Origin of the sequence: Treponema sp. JC4 (assembly GCF_000260795.1) — a bacterium.
Lineage (GTDB): Bacteria > Spirochaetota > Spirochaetia > Treponematales > Treponemataceae > Treponema_D.
In genome coordinates this window covers 1-22,180 of sequence record NZ_AJGU01000028.1, presented here as the reverse complement: position 1 = coordinate 22,180, position 22,180 = coordinate 1, and the positions used below count along the sequence as shown (strand labels likewise).

General features: G+C 39.1%; 15 protein-coding genes. 2 read left to right on the top strand and 13 right to left on the bottom strand.

The window, feature by feature from the left end:
* Positions 1 to 54: 54 nt before the first annotated feature.
* Positions 55 to 1,260: a HAMP domain-containing sensor histidine kinase gene (locus MSI_RS10165; protein WP_009106549.1), complete on the bottom strand. Its 1,206-nt coding sequence runs from the start codon at positions 1,258 to 1,260 to the stop codon at positions 55 to 57.
* A 120-nt stretch (positions 1,261 to 1,380) separates the two neighbouring features.
* On the opposite strand from MSI_RS10165, the gene MSI_RS10160 reads away from it, so the two are divergent.
* On the top strand, positions 1,381 to 3,165 hold the full coding sequence (locus tag MSI_RS10160; RefSeq protein ID WP_009106547.1) for a phospho-sugar mutase: 1,785 nt from the start codon (positions 1,381 to 1,383) through the stop codon (positions 3,163 to 3,165).
* 4 nt (positions 3,166 to 3,169) lie between these two features.
* A complete protein-coding gene (locus MSI_RS10155; protein ID WP_009106545.1) occupies positions 3,170 to 3,751 on the top strand; it encodes a PolC-type DNA polymerase III in 582 nt (193 codons plus the stop codon).
* Here the strand turns inward: MSI_RS10155 and MSI_RS10150 are convergent.
* The 12 genes from MSI_RS10150 to MSI_RS10095 form a co-directional block, all read right to left on the bottom strand.
* Positions 3,748 to 4,683, bottom strand: coding sequence for a M23 family metallopeptidase (locus MSI_RS10150; protein WP_009106543.1), 936 nt, complete (start codon positions 4,681 to 4,683; stop codon positions 3,748 to 3,750). The genes MSI_RS10155 and MSI_RS10150 overlap by 4 nt on opposite strands.
* 65 nt (positions 4,684 to 4,748) lie before the next feature.
* The gene (locus MSI_RS10145) at positions 4,749 to 5,969 is read right to left on the bottom strand and encodes an HD family hydrolase (protein ID WP_009106541.1); all 1,221 of its coding nucleotides are present in this window, start codon (positions 5,967 to 5,969) and stop codon (positions 4,749 to 4,751) included.
* The gene (locus MSI_RS10140) at positions 5,969 to 6,772 is read right to left on the bottom strand and encodes a hypothetical protein (protein ID WP_009106539.1); all 804 of its coding nucleotides are present in this window, start codon (positions 6,770 to 6,772) and stop codon (positions 5,969 to 5,971) included. The genes MSI_RS10145 and MSI_RS10140 overlap by 1 nt, the downstream gene beginning before the upstream one ends.
* Entirely contained in the window at positions 6,772 to 8,535 is a 1,764-nt protein-coding gene (gene recN, locus MSI_RS10135; RefSeq protein ID WP_009106538.1) for a DNA repair protein RecN, read from the bottom strand. The genes MSI_RS10140 and recN overlap by 1 nt, the downstream gene beginning before the upstream one ends.
* Positions 8,528 to 9,370, bottom strand: a complete 843-nt coding sequence (locus MSI_RS10130) for an NAD(+)/NADH kinase (protein WP_009106535.1) — start codon at positions 9,368 to 9,370, stop codon at positions 8,528 to 8,530. The genes recN and MSI_RS10130 overlap by 8 nt, the downstream gene beginning before the upstream one ends.
* 28 nt (positions 9,371 to 9,398) lie before the next feature.
* The gene (locus tag MSI_RS10125; protein WP_039924684.1) at positions 9,399 to 10,457 is read right to left on the bottom strand and encodes a DegT/DnrJ/EryC1/StrS family aminotransferase; all 1,059 of its coding nucleotides are present in this window, start codon (positions 10,455 to 10,457) and stop codon (positions 9,399 to 9,401) included.
* Positions 10,454 to 10,933, bottom strand: a complete 480-nt coding sequence (locus tag MSI_RS10120; protein ID WP_009106531.1) for a chemotaxis protein CheW — start codon at positions 10,931 to 10,933, stop codon at positions 10,454 to 10,456. Before MSI_RS10120 ends, MSI_RS10125 begins: the two co-directional genes overlap by 4 nt.
* A gap of 134 nt (positions 10,934 to 11,067) precedes the next feature.
* Positions 11,068 to 11,799, bottom strand: a complete 732-nt coding sequence (locus MSI_RS10115) for a ComF family protein (RefSeq protein ID WP_039924683.1) — start codon at positions 11,797 to 11,799, stop codon at positions 11,068 to 11,070.
* A 77-nt stretch (positions 11,800 to 11,876) separates the two neighbouring features.
* Positions 11,877 to 14,519 carry a DNA mismatch repair protein MutS gene (gene mutS / locus MSI_RS10110; RefSeq protein WP_009106527.1) on the bottom strand — a complete coding sequence of 881 codons (2,643 nt, stop codon included), beginning with the start codon at positions 14,517 to 14,519 and terminating at the stop codon, positions 11,877 to 11,879.
* Complete coding sequence (locus tag MSI_RS10105) at positions 14,519 to 15,046, bottom strand: OmpH family outer membrane protein (protein ID WP_009106525.1); 528 nt, start codon at positions 15,044 to 15,046, stop codon at positions 14,519 to 14,521. Before MSI_RS10105 ends, mutS begins: the two co-directional genes overlap by 1 nt.
* A 34-nt stretch (positions 15,047 to 15,080) precedes the next feature.
* Entirely contained in the window at positions 15,081 to 17,522 is a 2,442-nt protein-coding gene (gene bamA / locus MSI_RS10100) for an outer membrane protein assembly factor BamA (protein ID WP_039924682.1), read from the bottom strand.
* A gap of 57 nt (positions 17,523 to 17,579) precedes the next feature.
* Positions 17,580 to 21,998: a translocation/assembly module TamB domain-containing protein gene (locus MSI_RS10095; RefSeq protein WP_009106521.1), complete on the bottom strand. Its 4,419-nt coding sequence runs from the start codon at positions 21,996 to 21,998 to the stop codon at positions 17,580 to 17,582.
* Positions 21,999 to 22,180: the final 182 nt, after the last annotated feature.

The window sequence follows — 22,180 nt, the reverse complement described above, 5'->3', positions numbered from 1 at the left end:
AAGAATATTATCTACATCATGAAGAATTTCGCGTAAATCACTATTCGGTTTCCTTTATGTTTGATTTTTTCCGCTTTCAATTCGGCTGATATCAAGAATTTCATTAATAAGAGATAGAAGATGATTGCTGGCAGCAAGACTTTTTGAAAGATACTGCTTCATCCTTATTTCATCAGAAGTATTTAAAATTGCAAGGTTTATATAGCCTACAATTGCGTTCATTGGAGTTCTGATATCATGACTCATTGAAGAAAGGAAAACTGTCTTATATTTTGCTTCCGATTCAGCCTTTTTAACTCTTTCTTCCATAATGGAAATATTAATGCGCTCTCTTGTAGTTTTTATCATGAAGATAAGGTAAACAGAGAAAACCACGCACATTATTACAATGAACTTTAAGGCCGTAGTTCTGAAAATATATAAATCCTGGAAAATTACTGTTTTCTTACCAAAAACACAGATAGAAAAGTTTTCAACATTCAGCGGGGCTGAATAAAAGTATAATTTTTCGCCAAGACTATGAACTTCAGAAGAGAAAACCTGAAGCTTTTCACTTTCAGCAATAATTTCATCTACCATATTTTTAGGATAGATAAGTCGTGTCAAAAAGGCATACAGGTTGCCCGTGAGTCTTGAGTAGGTATTAACATACATTTCACGGGTTTGAGGATTAAAAATGATATAATCTGCATTACCGCCGTAAATAGGCTGGATTCCTTCGTTTGCAAGAAAATCCAGATCAATTTCGCAGAACAAAATGCAGACTACCTTTCCGTCAATGGAAACCGGATAATAATGATCTATAGAAACAATAGTTTCGGTAAAGCTAGGTTTTATTGGCGAAAAATTTTCTCCCTGCGTTGAATGACGTAAATAATAAGTATCATCAGATATTTTTAAGGTTTTGCCACCACGACAAACTATTGTTCCGTCAGGAAGCATAATATTTACATCATAGGTATTTGAAGAAAACTTAAAATTCTTCATAAAATTAATAATCTGATTTTTATTTTCCAGTTTATTGGCGATAATTACATCAGCATAATCCTGCAAAAAGAGACTTTGATACTGAATGTCTGAAGAGAAAGAATTCCCGATTCTTTCAGAAACATTTTTAAGTTCTGAAAGACAACTTTTTTCTACTATAAAGTACATTCGAAAATATACAAAAGAAATCAAGGTTATTGAAATTATAATAATTGCAATAGTAGAAAAGAGAGAACCAAGCTGTTTTATCTTTTTAGAAAAACTTAAATCCACAATATATAGTATATTTTAACATGAATGGTAGCAAAATCAATAAAAATCACTTATAATAATTAGGTTAATAGAACAGCGCCCGCTCTGACCGGCGGGCTTACACACACAGGAGAATTTTGAATGGAACAGGCAGAAATCTTAAAGAGAGCAAAAGCTTACATTGCAGAAGAAAAAGACCTTCGCTTCAGTAAAGAAGTTGAAGAACTCATTGCTAAAGAAGATTACAAAGAGCTTGAAGACAGATTCTATCAGACTCTTGAATTCGGTACAGGCGGACTCCGCGGAATTATGGGCGGCGGTACAAACCGCATGAATACATTGGAAATCAACAAGGCTACACAGGGTCTTGCAAACTATGTTCTTAAGGCATTCCCTAACGAAGCAAAAGCAGGAACTTTGAGCGCAGTTGTTGCTTACGACAGCCGCTTGAACTCAGACGTTTTTGCAGAAGCAACTGCTTTGATTTTTGCTGCAAACGGAATTAAGGCTTACCTTTTCTCAAGCCTTCGCCCTACTCCGGAATTGTCATTTGCAATCCGCCAGCTGGGAGCAAAAACTGGTGTTGTAGTAACAGCATCTCACAACCCACGTATGTACAACGGTTACAAGGCTTACTGGGATAACGGTGCTCAGGTAATTGAGCCACATGATGTTGGTATCATTGAAGAAGTAAACAAGGTTACAGAAGTTAAGACAATGACTCGTGTTCAGGCCATTGCAGAAGAAAAACTTGTAATCATTGATAAAGAAATTGATGAAAAATTCTGGGCTATGTGTAAGGCACAGCTCTTCCGCCCTGAACTTATCAAAGAAAAGGCAAAGGATATCCGCATTGTTTACACACCACTCCACGGAACTGGTGCTATGCACGTAGAAAAAGTTCTTGGTGATTTGGGACTTAAAGTAATTACAGTTCCAGAGCAGCGCGAACCGGATGGAAACTTCCCTACTGTAGAAAAGCCAAACCCAGAAGAAAAACCAGCCCTTACTCTTGCAGTTGAACTTGCAAAGAAGGAAAAGGCAGACGGTGTAATGGCAACTGACCCAGACTCAGACCGCTTTGGTACAGCTTTCCCAGACAAGGACGGAAACTTCGTTCTTCTTAGCGGAAACCAGATGGGTGCCCTTTTGATGGACTATGTAATCCGCAGCCGCGAAGAATTCGGCAAAATGCCAAAGAATCCTGCAATCATCCGCTCTATTGTTACTTCAAACTTTGGAGACGCAATCTGCAAGAAGCACAATATCGCACTTGTTGAATGTCTTACAGGTTTCAAATGGATTGCAGCAGCAGAAGAAGACTTTGAAAAAGCAGGAACTCACAACTACGTATTTGGTCTTGAAGAGAGCTACGGCTACAAGATTGAAAAAGACGTTATGGATAAAGACGGTGTTTCTGCCGCAGCTATGTGTGCAGAAATGATTCTTTACTGGCGTTCACAGGGTAAATCACTTCTTGAACACCTTGATGACATGTATAAAGAATACGGCTACTTTGAAGACCGCGCTATTTCTAAGAACTTCCCGGGAAGCTCTGGCGTTCAGGTTATGAAAGGCATTATGGCTAAACTCCGCACAGAAGGTCTTAAGACTTTGGGCGGCGAAAAAGTTGTAAAAATCCGCGACGTTCAGGAAAGCACAGTATTCGATCCTGCAAATCCTTCAAAGAAAGAAGCAATTACTCTTCCAAAGAGCAATGTACTTCAGTTCTACCTTGAAAGCGGTACAATCGTAAGTGCTCGTCCATCCGGAACAGAGCCTAAGATTAAGTTCTACATCAACTCTGTAATCCCTGCAGGAGACGGAAGCGATGCATGGCTTAAGGATGCAAAAGCTAAGGCTGGCACATTCTGTAACGCAATCGAAGCTGACATCAACTCTATTCTTGATGCCGCTTCAAAATAAATAAATGCAGCACTACAACAGGATTTTGCAGGATAACAGACGGCTGCTCAAGCTCTTAAACAGCGGAGCAGTCATCACCGCCTTTGATACCGAAACTACAGGCATAAAGGCGGAAACCTGCACAATAATCGAAATTGGTGCTGTAAAATTCAATAAGGATGGAGAGCTTGACCGCTTCTCCACCCTTATAAATCCTAATCTTCCTATTCCACCAATAATCACACAAATTACAAAAATAACTGACTCAATGGTATGCGGAGCACCTTACATAAAAGAGGTTTTACCCCGTTTTATCGATTTTATCGGCGATTCAATTTTAATGGGCCACAATGTTCAGTTTGATTTGAACTTTTTGAATTCTGAGTGTGAGAAAAACGGGCTTCCTTATGTACGTAACCAGGCACTTGATACCCTACGCATTTCCCGCTGGGCCTACCCCAAGGCAGAAAGACATAAGCTTGATTACCTTGCCGATGCCCTAAAAATAAATAAAGGTCACTCGCACCGTGCCTTTGACGATGCTGTGACCTGTAAAGAATTATTTCTGCGGATTTTAAGGGATACATCCCCTGTTCAGAAAGTCTAGTTCCTTGGAGCAGTTCTAGGATCGATTGGCTGGCCGTTCTGGAATACCATAAATGTAATTCCAGGCTTTCCGCTGATAGGATCAACGCCAGCAGTTCCTAAATCTGCGCCGCTTACAGCATAATCACCCTTCTTAACGTTTACGCTGCCAAGTCCTGTGTAGGCATAAATAAGGCCGGTCTTTGACTGAACAAAGAGAACCTGACCAAAACCACGGTAAACACCAACATACATTACAGTACCTTCATGAATACACAAAACCTTTTCATTCTGAGAGGCTGAAAGCTGCACGCCTGAAACTTTTCCTTTTACCGAAGTAATTCGCGGATTTTTTACAGGCCATTTTGTATTTGCATCTGAAGATACTGTTGAACCGTAAGTTCTTGTATCTGGAGCTTTATCGTCGAGTCTGATTGTTGTGGTAGAAACAGGACTTGAATTGTCCTGATTATATACCGGAGTAGTTTTTGAAGTTGAAGAAGGAAGTGCACCCTGCGAAAGCTGAGAGCCGCTTGAAATCTTTAATTTCTGTCCAACTTTGATTACTGCATTATTATCAAGATTATTTAAAGCCAGAAGTTCAGGCACCTTCATTCCGTTTTTTCTTGCAATACCGTAAAGAGTGTCGCCTTTCTGAACAACATAAGAGGAAGTCTGAGCATTAGAACTTACCTTTGGAGCTGATTTCTGATTTGAAGAAGAAAGAGCCGCAGCAGTTCCGATATCAGCCTCAGGGATTATGATTTTCTGACCGGCCTTAAGGACATCATTTTCTGAAAGATTATTGGCAGTTCTGAGTTCTGCAACTGTAATCTGATTTTTACGGCTGATAGAATATAGAGTATCGCCTTTTTCAACAACATAGGTTGTATCGGCAAAAGAAAGTGCAAAGTTTGTGATTGCAATCAAAGTCAATAGTACAAATTTCTTCATACTATATTTATCGGCATTAAAAAATGGAACTGAAAGGATTTTTAAGTCTTTTTGCAGGCGGAAAATTATGCCGTAATCTCGTGAAAAAGCTTATAAACGTTAATTCCGCTGATAACTTCCCCTTCTTTATAATGAGAAAGCATACCGGCTCGTCCAGTTGCCAGATGAGTTGATGTAATTCCGTGCTTTATAGAAATATCTGCTTCCATAAGGGCTGAAAGATGATCACAGATTCTTACAAGACGGCCGTCAACAGGATTAAGTTCATCCTCGTTGTAAAAATTATTCAAATCTTCCCAGGAAACTTTCTTTACCTGCTTTTCAGAATCAAGGATTCTGTCAGAGAATTCATCAGAGGTATAATAAATTATTTCATCTCGGAAGAAATCTTCCATAAGCGGCACAAGTTCTTTTGCAACAATTTCATCTTCAATCTTTTTTACAATGTCAGGAAGGCCGTCTGTTGCCTGCTTTACAGGAGAAATAATGTCCCGGGTAACAGATTCCGGTAAATCGTGGAAAAGGGCGCTGAAGAAATTATTGATAATTCTTCGCTTGCACATATTAGGATTTGACTGACGTCCAAGAAGCATTGTCATGGTTGCAACATAAAAACAGTGACCAAGAACAGAAGTTGCAGGAACTCGCGGAGTCTGATTCCAGCGGGTCTGAAAACGCAGCTGTTCAATTTTCATAAGAAAATCAAAAGGTTTCTGATGAGTCATAATCTTCTGAAGACCTTCCAGATCCAGAAAGGGTTGAATATCTGCCTGTAGCTCTGTGTAGATTTTTTCCAGACGCTGCTTTTCGTTTACAACAGCCAGCATATCAAGCTCACGCATTGTTGCATATTTGTGGGCGGCATTGTAAACACGTAAAGATGGAATAAGTTCCTGAGACAGTTTAAAGTATCCTGCCTTCTGACCTACATAAATTGTAAATTTTGAAAATAAATCGTCATCGTTAATAAGACCTCTGTACTGATTTAATACCCACTCATTCAGACGCATGTATTCATCAAGAAATTCCCGCTTAAGCATCTGCTGAACAGGAGCCTTGATATCACAAAGAGCAATTTTTCTAAGTAAATCAAAGAAAGAAGCATAAATTATCCATTCCCAGTCGATAAAATGCCCTTTATTTTCTTCATATTTTCCGATGATATATGCCAGAACCATTTTTTCGGCGGCCTTATCCATTTCTACCATATCAAAGGGTCGGATAAGATCATTCCAGCGCTGTATAGAAAAGCCCTCAAAAATACGAAGAAAAAGTTTTGTGTCCATTAGTTGCTTATACCCTTTTTAGCGTCGGCATCCATTCTGTCTTTCCAGACAACAGCCTTTTTCTTTGCTTCTTCAGCAGGCTCTGCATTGCCGATTGCTATATAAAGTTTACGAAGTGCAAGAAGATATCTGATTGCATTGCGCATATCATCTACACGACGGGTTGAAAGTTCATATTTATCGCGGTAAGCATCAGCAGAATCAGAAAGCATTTTTGTAATCATCCTGATATAGAAAACTGTTGTTTCATAATCCAGTGAAGACGGATCAAAATAATCTTTTGTAGCAGATTTCATATCAATAAGGTTTTTTGCAACAGTTGCAAAGCGGCCTTCAATCTCAACAAAAGTCCATCTCCATTTTGAATTATCGCCAAAGGCATCCCGCAAAAGATTAATTGCAAGTCCCAGCTTACGTATAATTGTATAACGGCGGGCAATAGTAAGGTTCATAATACGTTCATGCTTAGGAACAAGGTCTGAATAAGGAATATCAATAGTCGGGGTAACAATTTCTTCAAGATAAATAATGGCCTTATAAATCATTTTACGGGCATCATTCAAGGCATCATTATTTTTTACTTCCATAACCTTCACTGAAAGCGCATTTTCTGCCATGTAAAGTGAAGCGATATAAATCATATCTTCACACAGAAGGACTTTTTTATTTTCAAAATCCATATCGCCTTCGTGCATACCGTTCAGCATGGTCTTTTCTTTTTCCAGCATCTGATTGATTTTTTCTTTGTAAGGCGCAATTGTCTCTGTAAAATGAAGCCTGCGTTCATCTGAAATTTTTGCCATTAAAATCCCCCGCAAAATTTATTGAGCATAGAGCGAGCGTGTTCCAGAGATTCTTCTGTTTGAGCATCACCGGAAAGCATACGGGCAATTTCACTGACTCTTTCTTCGCCCTCAATAGGATGAACATTAGATGATGTAATTTCTCCGGAAACACTTTTCTCTATCTTAATCTGATTATCGGCATAAACTGCAATGCTCGCTAGATGTGTAATACAGAAAATTTGACGGTTTTTAGAAAGATTTTTGATATGGTTCCCTACTGCAACGGCAACTTCGCCGCCGATTCCTGTGTCAATTTCATCAAAAATAAGGGTTTCTACGTTATCCGCCTGACTTTCGGCAAAAATTGTCTTAAGGGCAAGCATTACGCGCGAAAGTTCACCACCAGAAGCAATTTTTGCAAGCGGCTGAAGAGGATTTCCCGGATTGGCACTAATCATAAACTCAATGTCGTCCTTACCATAAGGGCCGCATTTCTGTTCCACTTCTGAGCCGTCTTTTGATTTTATTGAAACTCCAAAGCGGGTACCGCCCATTCCAAGATTGGCAAGGATTGCATCAGTTTCTTTTTCCAGAATTTTTGCAGCCTGGGTACGTGCAGCAGAAAGTTTTTCCGCACGAAGAAGAACTTCTTTTTCCAGCGCCTTTATTTCTGCTTCAAACTGAGATTTTTTGTCATTGCCGCTTTCGTTTTCTTCTATAAAGCGGCTTGCATCGTCAAAGAATGTCAAAACTTCTGAAAGCGGAGCATTTACAGAAGAAGCATACTTCTTTTTAAGATTGTAAATTGCAGAAAGCCTGTCCTGGACTTCCTGAAGACGGGCCGGATCAAAAACAAGTTTAGACTGATATGATGAAAACTCGTCAGAAATATCAGAAAGTTCATAAAAAGCAGATTCAAGACGGCCACTAAGTTTTTCAAGAGATTTATCCATCTCTGCCACGTAAGCGCTGCTTCTCATAAGTTTTTTAAGGGCTCCTGTAACGTCTTCCTGGCCACCAGAAAGCAGCTGATTAATGCCTTCTACCTCTGAATAGATTTTTTCAAAGCCGGAAAGGCGTGCCTCTTCTTCTTCAAGGGCAAGATCTTCATCTTTTTTAAGCTTAAGCTCCCCTATTTCCTGAACGGCAAATTTCATCATATCAAGCTTTCTAAGGCGTTCACTTTCGCTCATAGAATATTCAGAAAGAGACTTGCGTTTTGAAACAAGGGCTGCATAAAGTTTTGTAAATTCTTCTACATCAGCAGTAATTCCAGCGCGGGCATCGAGGAATTTTCTATGCTCGGAAACCTTCATCAAAGACTGGTGCTCATGCTGGCCGTGAATATCAATTAAAAATGCCGAAAGCTGGGCTAAATCGCTTCTGGTAACAGGAGTATCGTTTATCCAGCCGCCGGATTTTCCGTTAGCGCGGATAAAACGGCGCAAAAGAACACGATTATTTTCTACTTCTATTCCGTGTTTAAAAAGCCATTCATAGGCGGTTCGGGGCTCATATTCGTCATCAGACTGAATCAAAGTCTGAATATCTGAACTTACAGGCTTACCGTTTAGAACAAAAGTTGCACTAACATTAGCTTCATTTTTACCTGCTCGAATCTGACCTGCATCAGCCTTTCCACCAAGCAAAAAAGAAATGGCACCTATTAAAATAGATTTTCCCGCACCTGTCTCACCGGACAATACGGTAAAGCCTTTATTAAATTCAATATAATCAGAATCGATGAGGGCAAAATCTTTTATTGTCAAATCTTCAAGCATGAGGTCCTCCCGACCAGTTTAATTTTGAGCGCAGGGCCGAATAAAACTTATCTGCGGTGCAATTAACAAGCCGCACCTTCTGTTCCAGTTTTCTGATTAAAACCGTATCGCCCACACTTAATTCTACAGGTTTGGAACCGTCCAGACGAAGGTTTATGCCATCTGCCCGGCTTTCTGCAACACTTATAGAGAGCACCCCTTCCTGATTCAAAACAATCGGACGGGAAGAAAGCGAAAAGGAATTAATCGGCGTCATTACAAAAGCTTCCAGAGAAGGATCCAGAATAGGCCCTCCTGCAGCTGCCGAATATGCAGTTGAGCCTGTAGGAGTGCTCACAATAAGACCGTCGCCTTTTATCTTACATAAAAGCTGCATTTCGTAGTAAACATCAAGCGAAATTGTAGTTGCAGCAGAACGCGCAGAAAGTACAAGGTCATTCAGGGCATTTCCGCAGTATATTTCTTCATCATTATGAATTACGCGGACATTTGCCATGCTGCGCTGAATGATTTTTGATTTTCCTTCCAGAAAGGCTTCAAGTTCCTCTTTCCAGTCCTTTGGCTGAACAGAGGCAATAAAACCAAACTGTCCGAAATTTACAGGAAAAATCGGGACATTGTATTTTACGCAGTTACGGGCGGCAAAAAGAACAGTTCCGTCACCGCCCAGAGTAATAACTAAATCGTAATCTTTAATTGACGAATCCTGACAGAATCCGTCGAAATTAAAAAAATCTGTATGAATATTTTTTGTATTGAGAAAAGCAGAAATTTGCCCGGCTAATTCTTTTGAATCAGATTTTCCGACATTTACAATTATTAAAACTTTTTTCATTCAGTTTTTCTCATAAAAACAATAAAAATTACGGCAAAGCGCTCAAAACTTTTACGATTTTTGCACTTTCAGAATGTGTAAGACGCGGATACAAAGGCACGTGAATACAGCACAAAGAAAGGGTCTTAGCGTGAATACAGGCTTCAGAAAGTTCTTCCTTACAGGCAATCACAGACTTTTCAAAAGCAAGCTGTACTTCAATATCCTTTTTTGCTGCAAAGGCTTTTACATCCTTAAAGGAACTTGAAAGCACCAGAGGGAAGCTGCACATAGTAGAGCCGTCTTCCATCTCACGGGCAAAAGTTTTATGACGTCCAATCATACAAGCCTGATGGAATACCCCGAAAAGCTCTTTACGGGTCTTTTCATTACGGGCATATTCTTTAACCTGAACCCAGGCAAGAGCTGCGTTAATATCAGGAAGCAAATCCGTATCAGCTGCTTCATCAGTGTATTTTTTAAGGACAATCCATTCGCGGCGGCCAGGTGCCATAAGCACAGCTCCACCACCTGCTGTAAGAACATTACGCTCTTCAAGACCTAAAATTGTGTACACTCCAAAAGTGCCAGCTTTTTTAGAATCTTCGGTAGGATTACCGTTTTCGTCTTTAATCTTTACACTTGCACCTGCACTCTGGGAAATATCTTCAATAAAAGGAATGCCTAAAGCAGCAATTCCTTCAAAATCAGGAAGTATACCTTCTGTTTCATGCAGAATAAGAAGTCTTCCGCCCTCTTCCATGCCTTTCTGAACAATAGCAGGAGAAACCAAGCCTGTGGCTTCTTCCACATCAAGAACAAGCGGAATATAGCCCAACTCCTCAATGGCCTTATACTGCCAGAAAGGAGCAAGAGCTGAAATCATAATTTTTGAGTTTTTTTCAAGGTCGAGAGCCAGGAGTGCATATTTTAAAGCAATCGCAGGACTTCTCAAGGCCACACAACCGTCACATTTAATAAATTCCTTAACCTGCTGGATAAGTCTCTGGTTTAATTCACCTGGACCGATTTTTTCATCAACCATGCAGGTTAGCACGGCATCCATTTCTTTTCGTCGAATAGTAGTAGAGTATGTCTGTATCATTATTGCATTTCGATAATTTTCTGAAGTTCTTTTGCGTTAAAGAGTTTTCTGATGTTAAGCATAATCAGATAGCCCTGTTCCTGGCGGATTACACCTTCAATGTATTCCGAACCAATTCCGCTGAGCATCTGAGGAGGCTCTTTTACATCCTCTGCCTTTACAGAAACAACTCTTTCAACTTTATCAATAATAATACCAATCTGGCTGCCTTCGATATTCAAAATGATAAAACCGCCGTCATTTACATCAGCATCAGAAGAAGCTGAGCCGCTCTGAAGCTTAAAACGTTTGTGCAAATCAATAATAGGAATGATTTCACCACGAAGATTGATAATTCCTTCTACATAATAAGGAGCATTCGGAATAAACCGAACATTCTGGAGTTTTACGATTTCTTTTACATCCATGATGTTTACACCGTACAATTCTTCTCCAAGATGAAAAGTAACCAATTGAAACTGTGATTCAAGTTCAGCCATATTGTCTGTCTCCTGTGTAAATACGCTGATTAGAGCGTACTATGGTCTATACTACTATAATACTCCCAAATTATTTGTTTTGCAATGCAAGTTTTTATTGTTTTTACAGGGCCTCCTTCATTTTAGTTTTTATGCTAATCAACTGCAAAAAGAGTCATTGCATAGACTTTTTCTACAGAAGTATTTGCCTTTATGATTTGCGCACAGGTTTCAAGAGTTGCCCCTGTTGTACAGACATCATCTATAATACAGAGCTTCTGAGGCAGATTGAGCAAGGCTTTATTTGAAAAAACATAGGCAGATTTAATTGTAGAAAGTCTCTCATCTCTGTTTAATTTTTTCTGCTGAGTAGAAGAAATTCGCTCAAGAAGCGGCAGCACTTTTATTCCGTAGTGATATTTGAGAATCTTACAAAGCTCATCAATCTGATCCCAGCCATTTTTACGGATTTTTCCCGGGCGGGGCGGAACCGGCACCAGGTATTCAAGCTGTAATTGTTTTAAAGCCTTAAATACAAGGCCTGCAAAAAAGTAGGACAAAGCCCTTATCCCCTGTATTTTCCAGAGGAACAAAAGTTCTTTATTCCAGAGTCTGTATGAAAAAAGAGGAAAAGTTCCATCTACATTTTTTATAACAGGATTTTCCCGGCACTCCATACAAAGTTCAGTTTCCGAAATCAATTCCTTTCCACAGCATTTACAGCGTTTTACCTCTTCGATAGTAAAAAGCTTTCTGCATTCAGGACAGAGAGGAAGGAGATAAGATAAATTGCCGCATATTATGCATTTTTCCCCGCCCGAAAGCAAAGAGTAAAAAAGACGGAGAAAAGTCAGGACAAGGCTTTTAATTTTAAACAGCGTTTTCACATATATAATATATCCGCCGCTTATGAAATTTCGGAAATGAAATGAGAAAAAAGTTTAAAATTTTTAATTTTTTCGGCTTACTGACCGGAAAGTTCCTTTTTCCACCTTGAAATTGTCTGCAGGGCATTCATAGGTGTCATATTATCTAAATCTACAGATAGGATTTCTGAAATTATGATTTCTTCATCGCTGAAAAGTCCTGGAGTTGAAGCTGGAGGCTGAAGAGGAGCCTGAGGAACTTCTCTTTCATTCTGAAGTTCATCAGTTTTATCACTTTCGTCCAGCAAAAGAGGCTTTTCTGCAGCCGCATTCTGAATATGAGTAAGAATTGTTTTTGCCCGGTCAATTACAGTTTTTGGAATACCGGCAAGAGCCGCAACGTGAATACCGTAAGAATTTTCTGTAACGCCTTCCTTTATTTTTCTAAGGAAAACTACACTGCCCTGCTGCTCGCTGACATCCATACACAAGAATTTGAGGTTGGAATGCTCCATACGCGAAAGCTCGTGATAGTGAGTTGCAAAGAAGGTTTTGCACTTAATCGTATCTAAAAGATATTCAGAAACTGCGCGGGCAATTGCAAGTCCGTCTTCTGTAGAAGTTCCGCGGCCAACCTCGTCCATAATTACAAGCGAACGTTTTGTTGCGGCATGAAGGATATTTGCAGTCTCGGTCATTTCCACAAGGAAGGTTGATTCTCCCTTTGCAAGGTTATCTGAAGCGCCGACTCGGCAGAAAATGCGGTCTACAATACCAAGATGAGCCTTTTCGGCAGGAATATAAGAGCCTGTCTGGGCAAGAAGAGCTATAAGGGCATTCTGCCGCAGATAAGTTGATTTACCCGCCATGTTAGGACCTGTAATCAGGTCAAAAGAAGGCACTGCATCATCATCACTTGAAATAAGGCTGTCATTAGGAACAAACTCACCGCTTGGAAGATGATTTTCTACTACAGGGTGACGGCCAGACTTAATTTCAAACATACAGGACTCGTCCATTTCAGGGCGAATCCATCTGTGAGAAATTGCTGCCTGTGCAAAAGAGGCCGTAACATCAGTATTGGCAATTTCGTCTGCAATCTGCAAAAGATATTCAATATACTGGGCAAGAGAGCGGCGGACTTCAATAAATAAGTCGCGTTCCAGCTCAAGAATCTTAGTAGAAGATTCATTTAGCTGCTGCTCAAGCTCCTGCAGGCGGTTTGTAGTATAGCGGTCTCCGTTTACAAGGGCACGGCGCATAATAAAATGAGAAGGAACAGAAGAAAGCTTTCCCTTACTTACTTCAATAAAATAGCCCGAAGCATTGTTATACTTAATTTTAAGGGTCGAAATGCCTGTTGCATCCCGTTCTTCTTCTTCGTATTCAGAAAGTACAAGATTAAAGTTATCGTGAATCTGACGCCAGTGGTCCAGTTCTTCTGACCAGCCCTGATTAATTATTCCGCCTTCTGTAAGGGAAGTCGCAGGATTATCAAGAATTGATTTTTTTATGAGTTCGCATATTTTATAGGAATCATCAGATGAAACAAAAGAAAAATCATACTGATTCAGATATTCTTTAATTTTACACCAGGCTTCAAGACTAAGACGAAGTGCCTGCAAATCTTTTGCATGGGCTTTTTCCATTGCAATTCGGCCGGAAAGACGCTCAACATCAAGAATCTGAGATAAGTCTGCTTTTACCTTTTCCAAAAGCTGGCGGTTTTCTACAAAATTTGAAACCCTGTTCTGGCGGTCTTCTATCTGGCGCAGGTTTGTAAGGGGAAACAAAAGCCAGTTGCGCAAAAGGCGGCTTCCCATTGCAGTCTTTGTATAATCGACACATTCAAGAAGACTAAACTGGCTTGTACCGTCGCGCATATTTTCTGTAATTTCAAGATTTCTGCGCGAAGAATCATCCATCATCAAAAATTCAGAATCCTGATAGAGTCTGATTGAATTTACATGAGGAATAGAAGCGTTAGTTGTTTTTTCAAGATAATCAAGAAGAAAGCCTGCAGGTACAATTTCGCAAGCGCCTTCTTCAAGCCCAAATGCCTTTAAGTTTGCAGTCTTAAACTGGGACGTCAGTTTTTTATAGGAAAGGTCATAATTAAAATCCCAGTCCGGGTAATAGGAAACTGCAATATTTGTGTTGGCATTTAAAACAGCCTGAATGTCAGAATTAGTTTTTAAAGAAAGAGGAAGCAATAATTCACGGGGACCAGCACGGTTTAGTTCCTTAGAAAAGTTTTCTGCCATCTTGTTAGCAGGCCAGGAAGTTGCCCGGAAAGAGGAAGTTGTTACGTCAATAAAGGCAAAACCTGCTCTGGCTTTTGATATAGACAAGGCTGCAAGATAACTTGCCTTAAAGCCATCCAGATATTCAGCTTCTACGGCAGTTCCAGGGGTAATTATTTCTACAACTTTTCTCTCTGCAATACCCTTTCCGCCCTTAGGAATTTCTCCAACCTGTTCGCAGATTACGATTTTTTTTCCAAGACGAAGGAGGCGGGCAATATAAATCTTTGCCGCATGGTAAGGAATACCGCACATTGGCTGGCTTGCACGGTGAGTCAATGTTAAATTCAAAAGACGCGATACTTCAACCGCGTCAGCATCAAACATTTCGTAGAAGTCGCCTAATCGGAAAAAGACGACTTCATTCTGATATTTAGATTTTATCTCCCGATACTGAAGCATCATCGGGGTAAGGTTTTCTGCATTATCCAAAGACATTAGTTCAGACCAAGTTCAGAAATAACCTGATTAGTGATATCAACAGAAGATGAGTACCACAAGATTGCATTTGCGTCCTGAAGACTGAGAATCATACTGTAACCGCCGCTTTCTGCAATTTTTGAAAGGGTGCTGTAAAGCTTTTTATAAAATTCATCAGAATTTTTCAGAGATTTTTGCAGGCTTTCAAGCTCAACATTTTTTGCATTTGTATATTCTGTAAGATAATCCTTTTTCTTAGTTATTTCAGCTTCTGTACGAAGAGCCATAGTATCATTACCGGAATTTTCATATTCCAGTTTCTTTTCCTGAAGGCTTCTTAGTTCATCAGTTCTTTTATTTATTTCTGCCTGAAATTCAGCCTTCTTTTTTTCGTAGTTACGGATTGGAGCTGAGTTTCTGAAATAAGCATTATAAACCTTTGCAGTATCAACTACACCAAAGCGTGTAATCTGCTGAGAAAAAGCGCCTGAAGAGCAAAACACCCCAAAAACAAGTGCAAGAATAACAAACTTTATATTCTTCATTTTATACCTGCCTAAAAACTATTCAAAAAATATTTTAACGGTTTGTAATATTAAATGAAAGTACAAACTGGAAGTCGCTGCAGCTTACATTGTTGTTAGAACCCCAGTCAGAAGCCTTTACAGGTTCCCAATTACTGTTAAGCTTGTATTTCCATGCAAACAAAAGATGCAGAGGGAACTGAGGAAGAAGGAAGCGGATTCCAGGACCATAACTGAAATACCAGTCTTCAATACTGAGGTTCTGCATATCCTTCATAGAGTTTTTAACTGCAACTGCATCATAGAAGAAGTCGATACCAATGATATTAGGAACGATTGGCATACGAAGTTCAAGACGGTTACTGAGCATTGCCTGTCCTTTTGCAACCTTATAAGCTTCTGTCCAGCCGCGGCCATTGAACATACCGTCAACATAAACCTTGTTAGAATCAGAAACCATATCATTATTAACAGGGAAGAGAACAGAGAAACCAGTATATGCGGCAAATACAAACTTCAAAGACCAGTTTTCTGTAACATGCCAGTCAAGAAGCTTTAAGTAACCTTCAAGCTTTGTATCACTTCTGAGGAAGAATTCTTTTTCAAGTCCAGGAATAAGTCCGTACCAGGTATATTTCTGACTTGCGAACCATCCCTTTGTAGGATCATAGTTGATATCACGGTTATCAACAGAACCACTGATCCATACACCGTTTAAGATACCCCAGCGGTTTGCATATTTTGAAAGTCCCTGATCGATTGGAACGAAAATACCTTCATCAAAAATATAGTTAGTAAGGCTGTTTGTAAGACCCGTACCAAGAGAAAGAATTGCATAGTCATAAGACCAGCGGCGGCCAAGAGCAGAAGAAAGGGAAACTGACCAGCCGTCATATTTTGTGTAGTAATAACGCTGGGTAAAATCACCGCCAGGAAGCCACTGGTTATTAAGAACGTAAGCAGATTTGTGGCTGAAAGAAAGTGATTCAGACAAGGAAATTGGAAGACTTCCAATCCAGTTCTGAGAATAACCCAAATCTACAGACTGTTCGTTTGCAGAAATTGTAGTTCCTGCAGAAACAGTTTTACCTTCACCAAAGAGGTTAGAGTTTTCAACCTTTACAAAAAGTGAAATTGGAATAGGATTGTCAGGATCTGAAGAACCTGAGAAGGTCATACCGAACTGTAAAGAAGTTGTTGACTGCTCTTCTACAGAGAAAACAAGGTCAACAAGATCCTGTTCACTTCCCTGCTGAGGCTCCGGTACAACGCTTGAGAAGTACTGGAGGTTCATAAGGTTACGAAGACCTGAAATAATCTTATCGCGACTGAAAATATCACCCGGTTCAATAGGAATTTCACGGCGGATAACAAAATCCTTTGTTTTATTGTTACCTTTGATGATAACGTTTTCGATGTGGGCACGAGAACCTTCAACAATCGTTACATCATAAGAAATTTCATGAGTTTCGGCATCTTTAGCAGGAACCGGATAGAACTGGTTTGACATATAGCCGTTTTCATAATATTTACCGGTTACCCCTGAAAGAATTTCCTGGAATTTTACTTCGTTATAAGTTGAACCTTCCTTAAGTTTTGGCATTTTAATAAGTTCTGCTTCAGAGAAAACCTCGTTTCCGTGAAGGCGGATACCAGTATAAGTATACTGACTGCCTTCCTGAAGGAAGAACAAAAGAGAAAGTTCATTACGCTGTTTTTTTTCGTTGAAAGACTCTTCAATCTGAACATCAAGAACAGACATATCAACGTAACCGCGTTCTTTATAGAAAGCAACCAGAGCCTGTTTATCCTGTTCAAGAGAAGCCTGCTGGAAAGCACCGTCTTTAAATGCGCCAACTTCCTTCAATGAAAGTTTTGACTTTAATTTTCTGGCAGAGGCAACGGTATTTCCGGCAAAATTAATATGGCGGATAACAGTGCTGGATCCCTCTTCAATTTTATAGGTAACGATTACACCGTTTTCTGTTTCCTGAACAGTGTGTGATACCTTTGAAGTTGTATAACCTTTCTGAATGTAATAGTTGCGGATTGTACGTTCGTCAACTAAAACCTTTGATTCAACATAAACGTCACTGGCCTTAATTTTAATCTGTTCGCGCAGTTCACCATTACGGATTTTTTTGTTGCCGGCAAAGGTAACAGATTTAATAATTGGACGCTCAGTTACTGTAAAAACAAGCAGGACATCATTATTACTTCTTGAGGCATGCTTTGCGTATGGTTCGATTTCATCAAAGAGATCAAGAGCATAGAGCTTATCAAGCATTTCATTATAGATTTCTTCTGAAAAGCCCTGACCGATATAAGAGCTGACAACGCCTGTAAGCTCAGATTTTTTTACATTTTTAAGTCCGTCAAAATCGACTTTTGTAATAGGCTGATCCCAGAACCACTCACCTTCATCAGAATCCTGAGCAAAAGAAATGCCAGTACAAAGAATTAAAGAAACGAAGAACGCTGCTAACTTACGGCGCATATACATATCCCCTACCATTTTGTTTTTTACAAAATAATTTTTAATTAACCCGCTGAATTAGAATTCAAATTTCCAGGAAAGCGTCAGTGCGCTTGATGGCTTGAACTGCTGATTAAGCAGGGCTTTGATATCCGGAGAGACGCTCCATCGAATATTTACGAAAGGCGCTTCCAGTTCCAGACCAAATTCAGGCTGGAAATTTAAATTTAAGCTGTTGGATGCAGTTAATTCATCATAAGATTGAACAGTTTCATCAAGCGAAAGATGGAACATGGTATCAAAATATAACGAGCTTCCAAGGTACTTACCCATATAAACAGTTGAGTTATCCAAAAGGTTACCGATAGTAAAGACTTCCTTTGAAGAAGAGGAATTTCTTCTTACACCGTAACTCAACGTATTCTGCAGCACGTTTGTTCGCACTGAAAATATATCAAAATTCAGCACTTCACGCAATGAATTTTCAATTTTACGGCCTACAGAAGACTGAATAGCGTAATCTCCTGCCGCAAAAAGAAGGCTTGCACCGCTCATTCCCGAGCTGTCAGAAGAATCTGCAATAGCAATCTGGCCTAAAAGCTTACGGATTTCCGACTCAGATTTTGCAGGAGAAGCTGAAAAACGTGGAGAAAGCTCCCTTAAATACTGATTTTCAACTCCCATCGAAATAGTTACACTCTTTCCGTTTGAATCACGTTCTCGAGTTTCTGCCTTCAGGGTTACAAGAGGATTTAACAAATCTTCCTGATTGAACTTAATACGGCCGCCCTTTATATAGAAACTTCTGTTTAAATATGCAATATCACCGGTTCTAACCCCTACGTTTCCATCTACGGCATAAGATTCATCATAAGTGTCTACAGCAACTCCAAGTCTTGAATTTGGAACAAGAACGGCACGAAGGATTGGATCAAGGATAAAGGTTGCGTGATTTCCCAGCTGAATATCAAGATCTGTACGGAAATTTAAGCGCTTATCATTAGGAGCTGCATTATTAAGGCTGGCAATTTTCTGAACGTCAGCAGAAAAACTTGTATTTTCGCCGATAATTTTTCCGTTGATATCCATAATTCCGTTTTCGTAGAACAAATCCAGATCGATATTTACATCACTTTTAATTACAAAACGCTTGGTTTTAAGTTTTCCCGGGAATTTTTCATCTTCAATAGACTTAAGTTTTGCTTCCATATGGTCAAAAGAGAAGCGGTTTAAGAAAATTGTTGCCCAGCCAAGCAGTTTTTCTGTCTTTTTAATAGAAAAAATTGTTTCTTCAATTCGGACTTCACTGTTTTCTATGGTTATCGGAGTATAGGCGGCCTGAAGCTTTTGAGGAGAAATAAGGCTGAAAATAAGCTGAGGCTCTATAATTCCAAGATTTCCCTTGATATCAGGTTCAGAAGAAGTTCCTGTAATTCCAGCAAAACCGGTAAGTTTTCCGCCATTAACAATAAAGAGAGTATCAAAATTAAAATATCCGAAGGCTTTTTCAAGGTCAAAGTCTACATCGGTAATATTAAGGTCAAGTTTATTTCCTGTTGAGCCAAAAATCTTAAGCTTAGCAAAGGAATTGTTATCAAAATTAACTTCAAGGAAGTGATCGCTGGTGACAGAACCGTAAATTCCCGCATTCTCTGAGGTATAAAAATTAATATTTCCCTGGGAATACATAATATTAAGGTCAAGGCCGAACTGTTTTTTTATAAAGGCACCCTTAATTGCAGGCAGAGAAAGATTTACCATAAAGGAATCCGGGAAAAGCTTACCTTCAGGGACAGTTGAATTATTAAACTCCAGCTTAAAAGGACTTGTAATGCTTTTTTTAGTTACATAAGAAAGAAGATTTCCGCTGGCAGAACCTGTCATAGTCTCAAGAGAAAAATCAGCCTGCATATCTGAAATCTGGGTATTTCCTTTTTTAAGCTCCAGACTCTGAATTGAAAGGTTTCTTTCTTCCAGTAAAAGGTCACCAGAAATTTTTGTAACGCCGCCGTTAGAAGCAAGAGAAAGATCTGAAAGATTGAGGGTTACATAAGGATGCATAAAGGTTCCAGTTGCATAAAGAGAGCCAGTAACATAATTATTTTCACTTTTTGCTACCGTAAAGTGATTGAGGTTAAAATTTGTAAGCTGCATCTGCAAATCAAGATAGATTTCGTTTTTCAGCGTTTCTAAAGAAAAGCCCTGAGCAAGAGGATTTGTAGCATTCAAGGTAAAAAGAGCCGATTCTTCTGAATAGGAATTTTTAAGGTTTGCATTTACTGAAAGGGCATTGAAAATTCCGTCATTTAAATCAAAGGCAAGGTCTGCCTGACCCGCAAGAGTTGAGAAAATATCAGAATAGCCAAGGTTATCAAGATGAGCGCCATATTTTGTAATGCTTCCAGTGAACATAACCTTTGGTGTTACGGTATAATTTGCCCCCGCAGCTTCAAATTCAAAAAGACTAACAAGGATTTGAGGCCCTTCTTCCCTGGTAAAGCTGAAGTTTGACCGGGTAGAAAGCACCGCAGTCATCTGGTCATAAGCCATAGGAAGATTTTCGCACATTAAAGAACCGGAAAGACGTGAATCTGGATACAAATTAAGATTGAACTGAGAATTATAATCTCCTGCAATCGAAATAAAATCCTTACGGATATTGCCGGAGAAATGATAAGGAATTGAAGAAGAAGCAAGATCAAGGTTAAAGAAAAGTTCTTCATCTTCTTTATTTCTGTCCAGGGTGCCAGAGGCTGCAAGATTAATCTTTCCAAATACGGCAGACATTTGATTAATCTGCAGAGACTGTTCATTTCCGCCAAAAGAAAGAAGAACTGTCTGATTTTCCTTTGCAATATTTGCCGCAATTATATAAGGCACGTTGTAAGAAAGAGATTTCAGGTCTGTAGAAAGATAAAGGTCACCCGAAAGCAATATTGAACTTAAGGATTTTGCAAGCCCTTCCACTTTGGAAGCCCCTTCTTCCTGCAGGAACTGGGCTGCAAAGAGTGCAATGGTGTCTGCAAAAATACTCTGCAGGTTCAAATTGAGCTCAGCATATTTCTGTCCGGGCAGGATATTTCCGTCTGCCTTTATAAGACCGGCATCTCCAAAATCAGTGTGAGAAAAATCAGAGGCTTCAAAATTGTAGTATAGAGAATCTGTCTGTGGAATAAGCTTAAACTGAAGGGCTGAAAGTGATTTATCCCCGATAAAAAGCTGAGGAGAAAAGGCTTCAAAACCTTTTTCAAGAGGGTCAATATAAAGCTCTGTTGAAATAGACTTTCCGTTTGCCAGCACAAAATAAGGAAGTTCAAAAAGGCCTGAAAGTCTGTAATCCTTAAAAATATAGTCAAAGTTCATATTTGCAAGGATATTCTGTCCCTGAGCATTAAACTTTGACAATTCAAGGTGGGTTTCATCACCATATAAAGAAAAATCTATTTCAGCAGTACCGGCAAAAAGAGAAGCAGGAAGCTTGATTACAGTATCAGAAATGTAATCGTAGGTCATATCCTGAAAATTGATTTTTACAATAGAGTCTGTATTTAAAAGAAGCTCCTGAAGTTTTTTAAGCTTGTTCTTGTAGGTAGATGAATTCAAAACCTGAACCGGATAAAAATCCTTGGTTTTAAGCTGAACATTCAAGTCTTTTGTATCAAAATGAAAGTCAGCTCCAAAAGAAATCGGATTTTCGCTCTGGATAATATGAATACCGGCAACTTTATTCTGATAATCTGCAAGAAGATTTAATTTTCTGACATTATAAAGACCGTTAGTAATATTTGAAAGCTTTACCGTAACGTAAGAACCGTCTCCAGCTGGGAAAATAGCACCGGAAAGCTTTGCATTCATAGTAATTTTTTGATTGAGGCTTGCCAGCTGCAGGCGGTTTTTAGAATCCAGAGTAAAGTTCAAACCGCTTTTCTGCGAATTTGGCCAGAAATCAAAACTTTTTACTTTGACAGAAGCATTAATTCCATTTTTATCATAAGCCAGGCTGATATTTTTAATACGGACATTCTTTGGAATCATCTGATTAAAGGATTCAAAATCAAAGGCTAAAGCCTTTTTCTTCTTTGACTCCCCTTTTACAGGATTCCCCTTCTTTTTTAGTTTTTCTGAAAGGGCAAGGATTTCATCAATATCAAGTTCAATACCGTCAATTACAAAGCTTGTAAAGCAGTTATCAAAATCACGTTTGATAAGTTTTATCAGGCTGTAGTCAATGTTAGTTTTTTTGATGGAAAGCACGACATTCTGATTTTCATCAATAAACTTAATTTTTCGCAAAGTCAGATTTGAAAGGATTGAAGGAGAAAGATTTTCATAAGAAAAATAAAGTCCTGTCTTTTCATAAAGCTGTGATGAAAGGTTATTTACCATTTTTTCCGCAGAAGACACAATTTTCCTGTGAAGAGGAATCACAAGTGAAACCCCAAGCAGGAAAACGAGGATAAAAATGAAGCTGCGGATTTTTAAAATATTTACCTTCATCGTTATAATTATCGGAAAGGATTAATTAAATCCTTATTATAGCAAATTTCACTTAAAATCTGTATAATCGCCCTTATGTTATTAAAAAACTTTATAGTGTTTGAAGGAATTTGACGGAGCGGGTACTTCAACACAGATTAAAAAAATTGTGTGCAAAAAATACCAAACTAGCTCATACAACT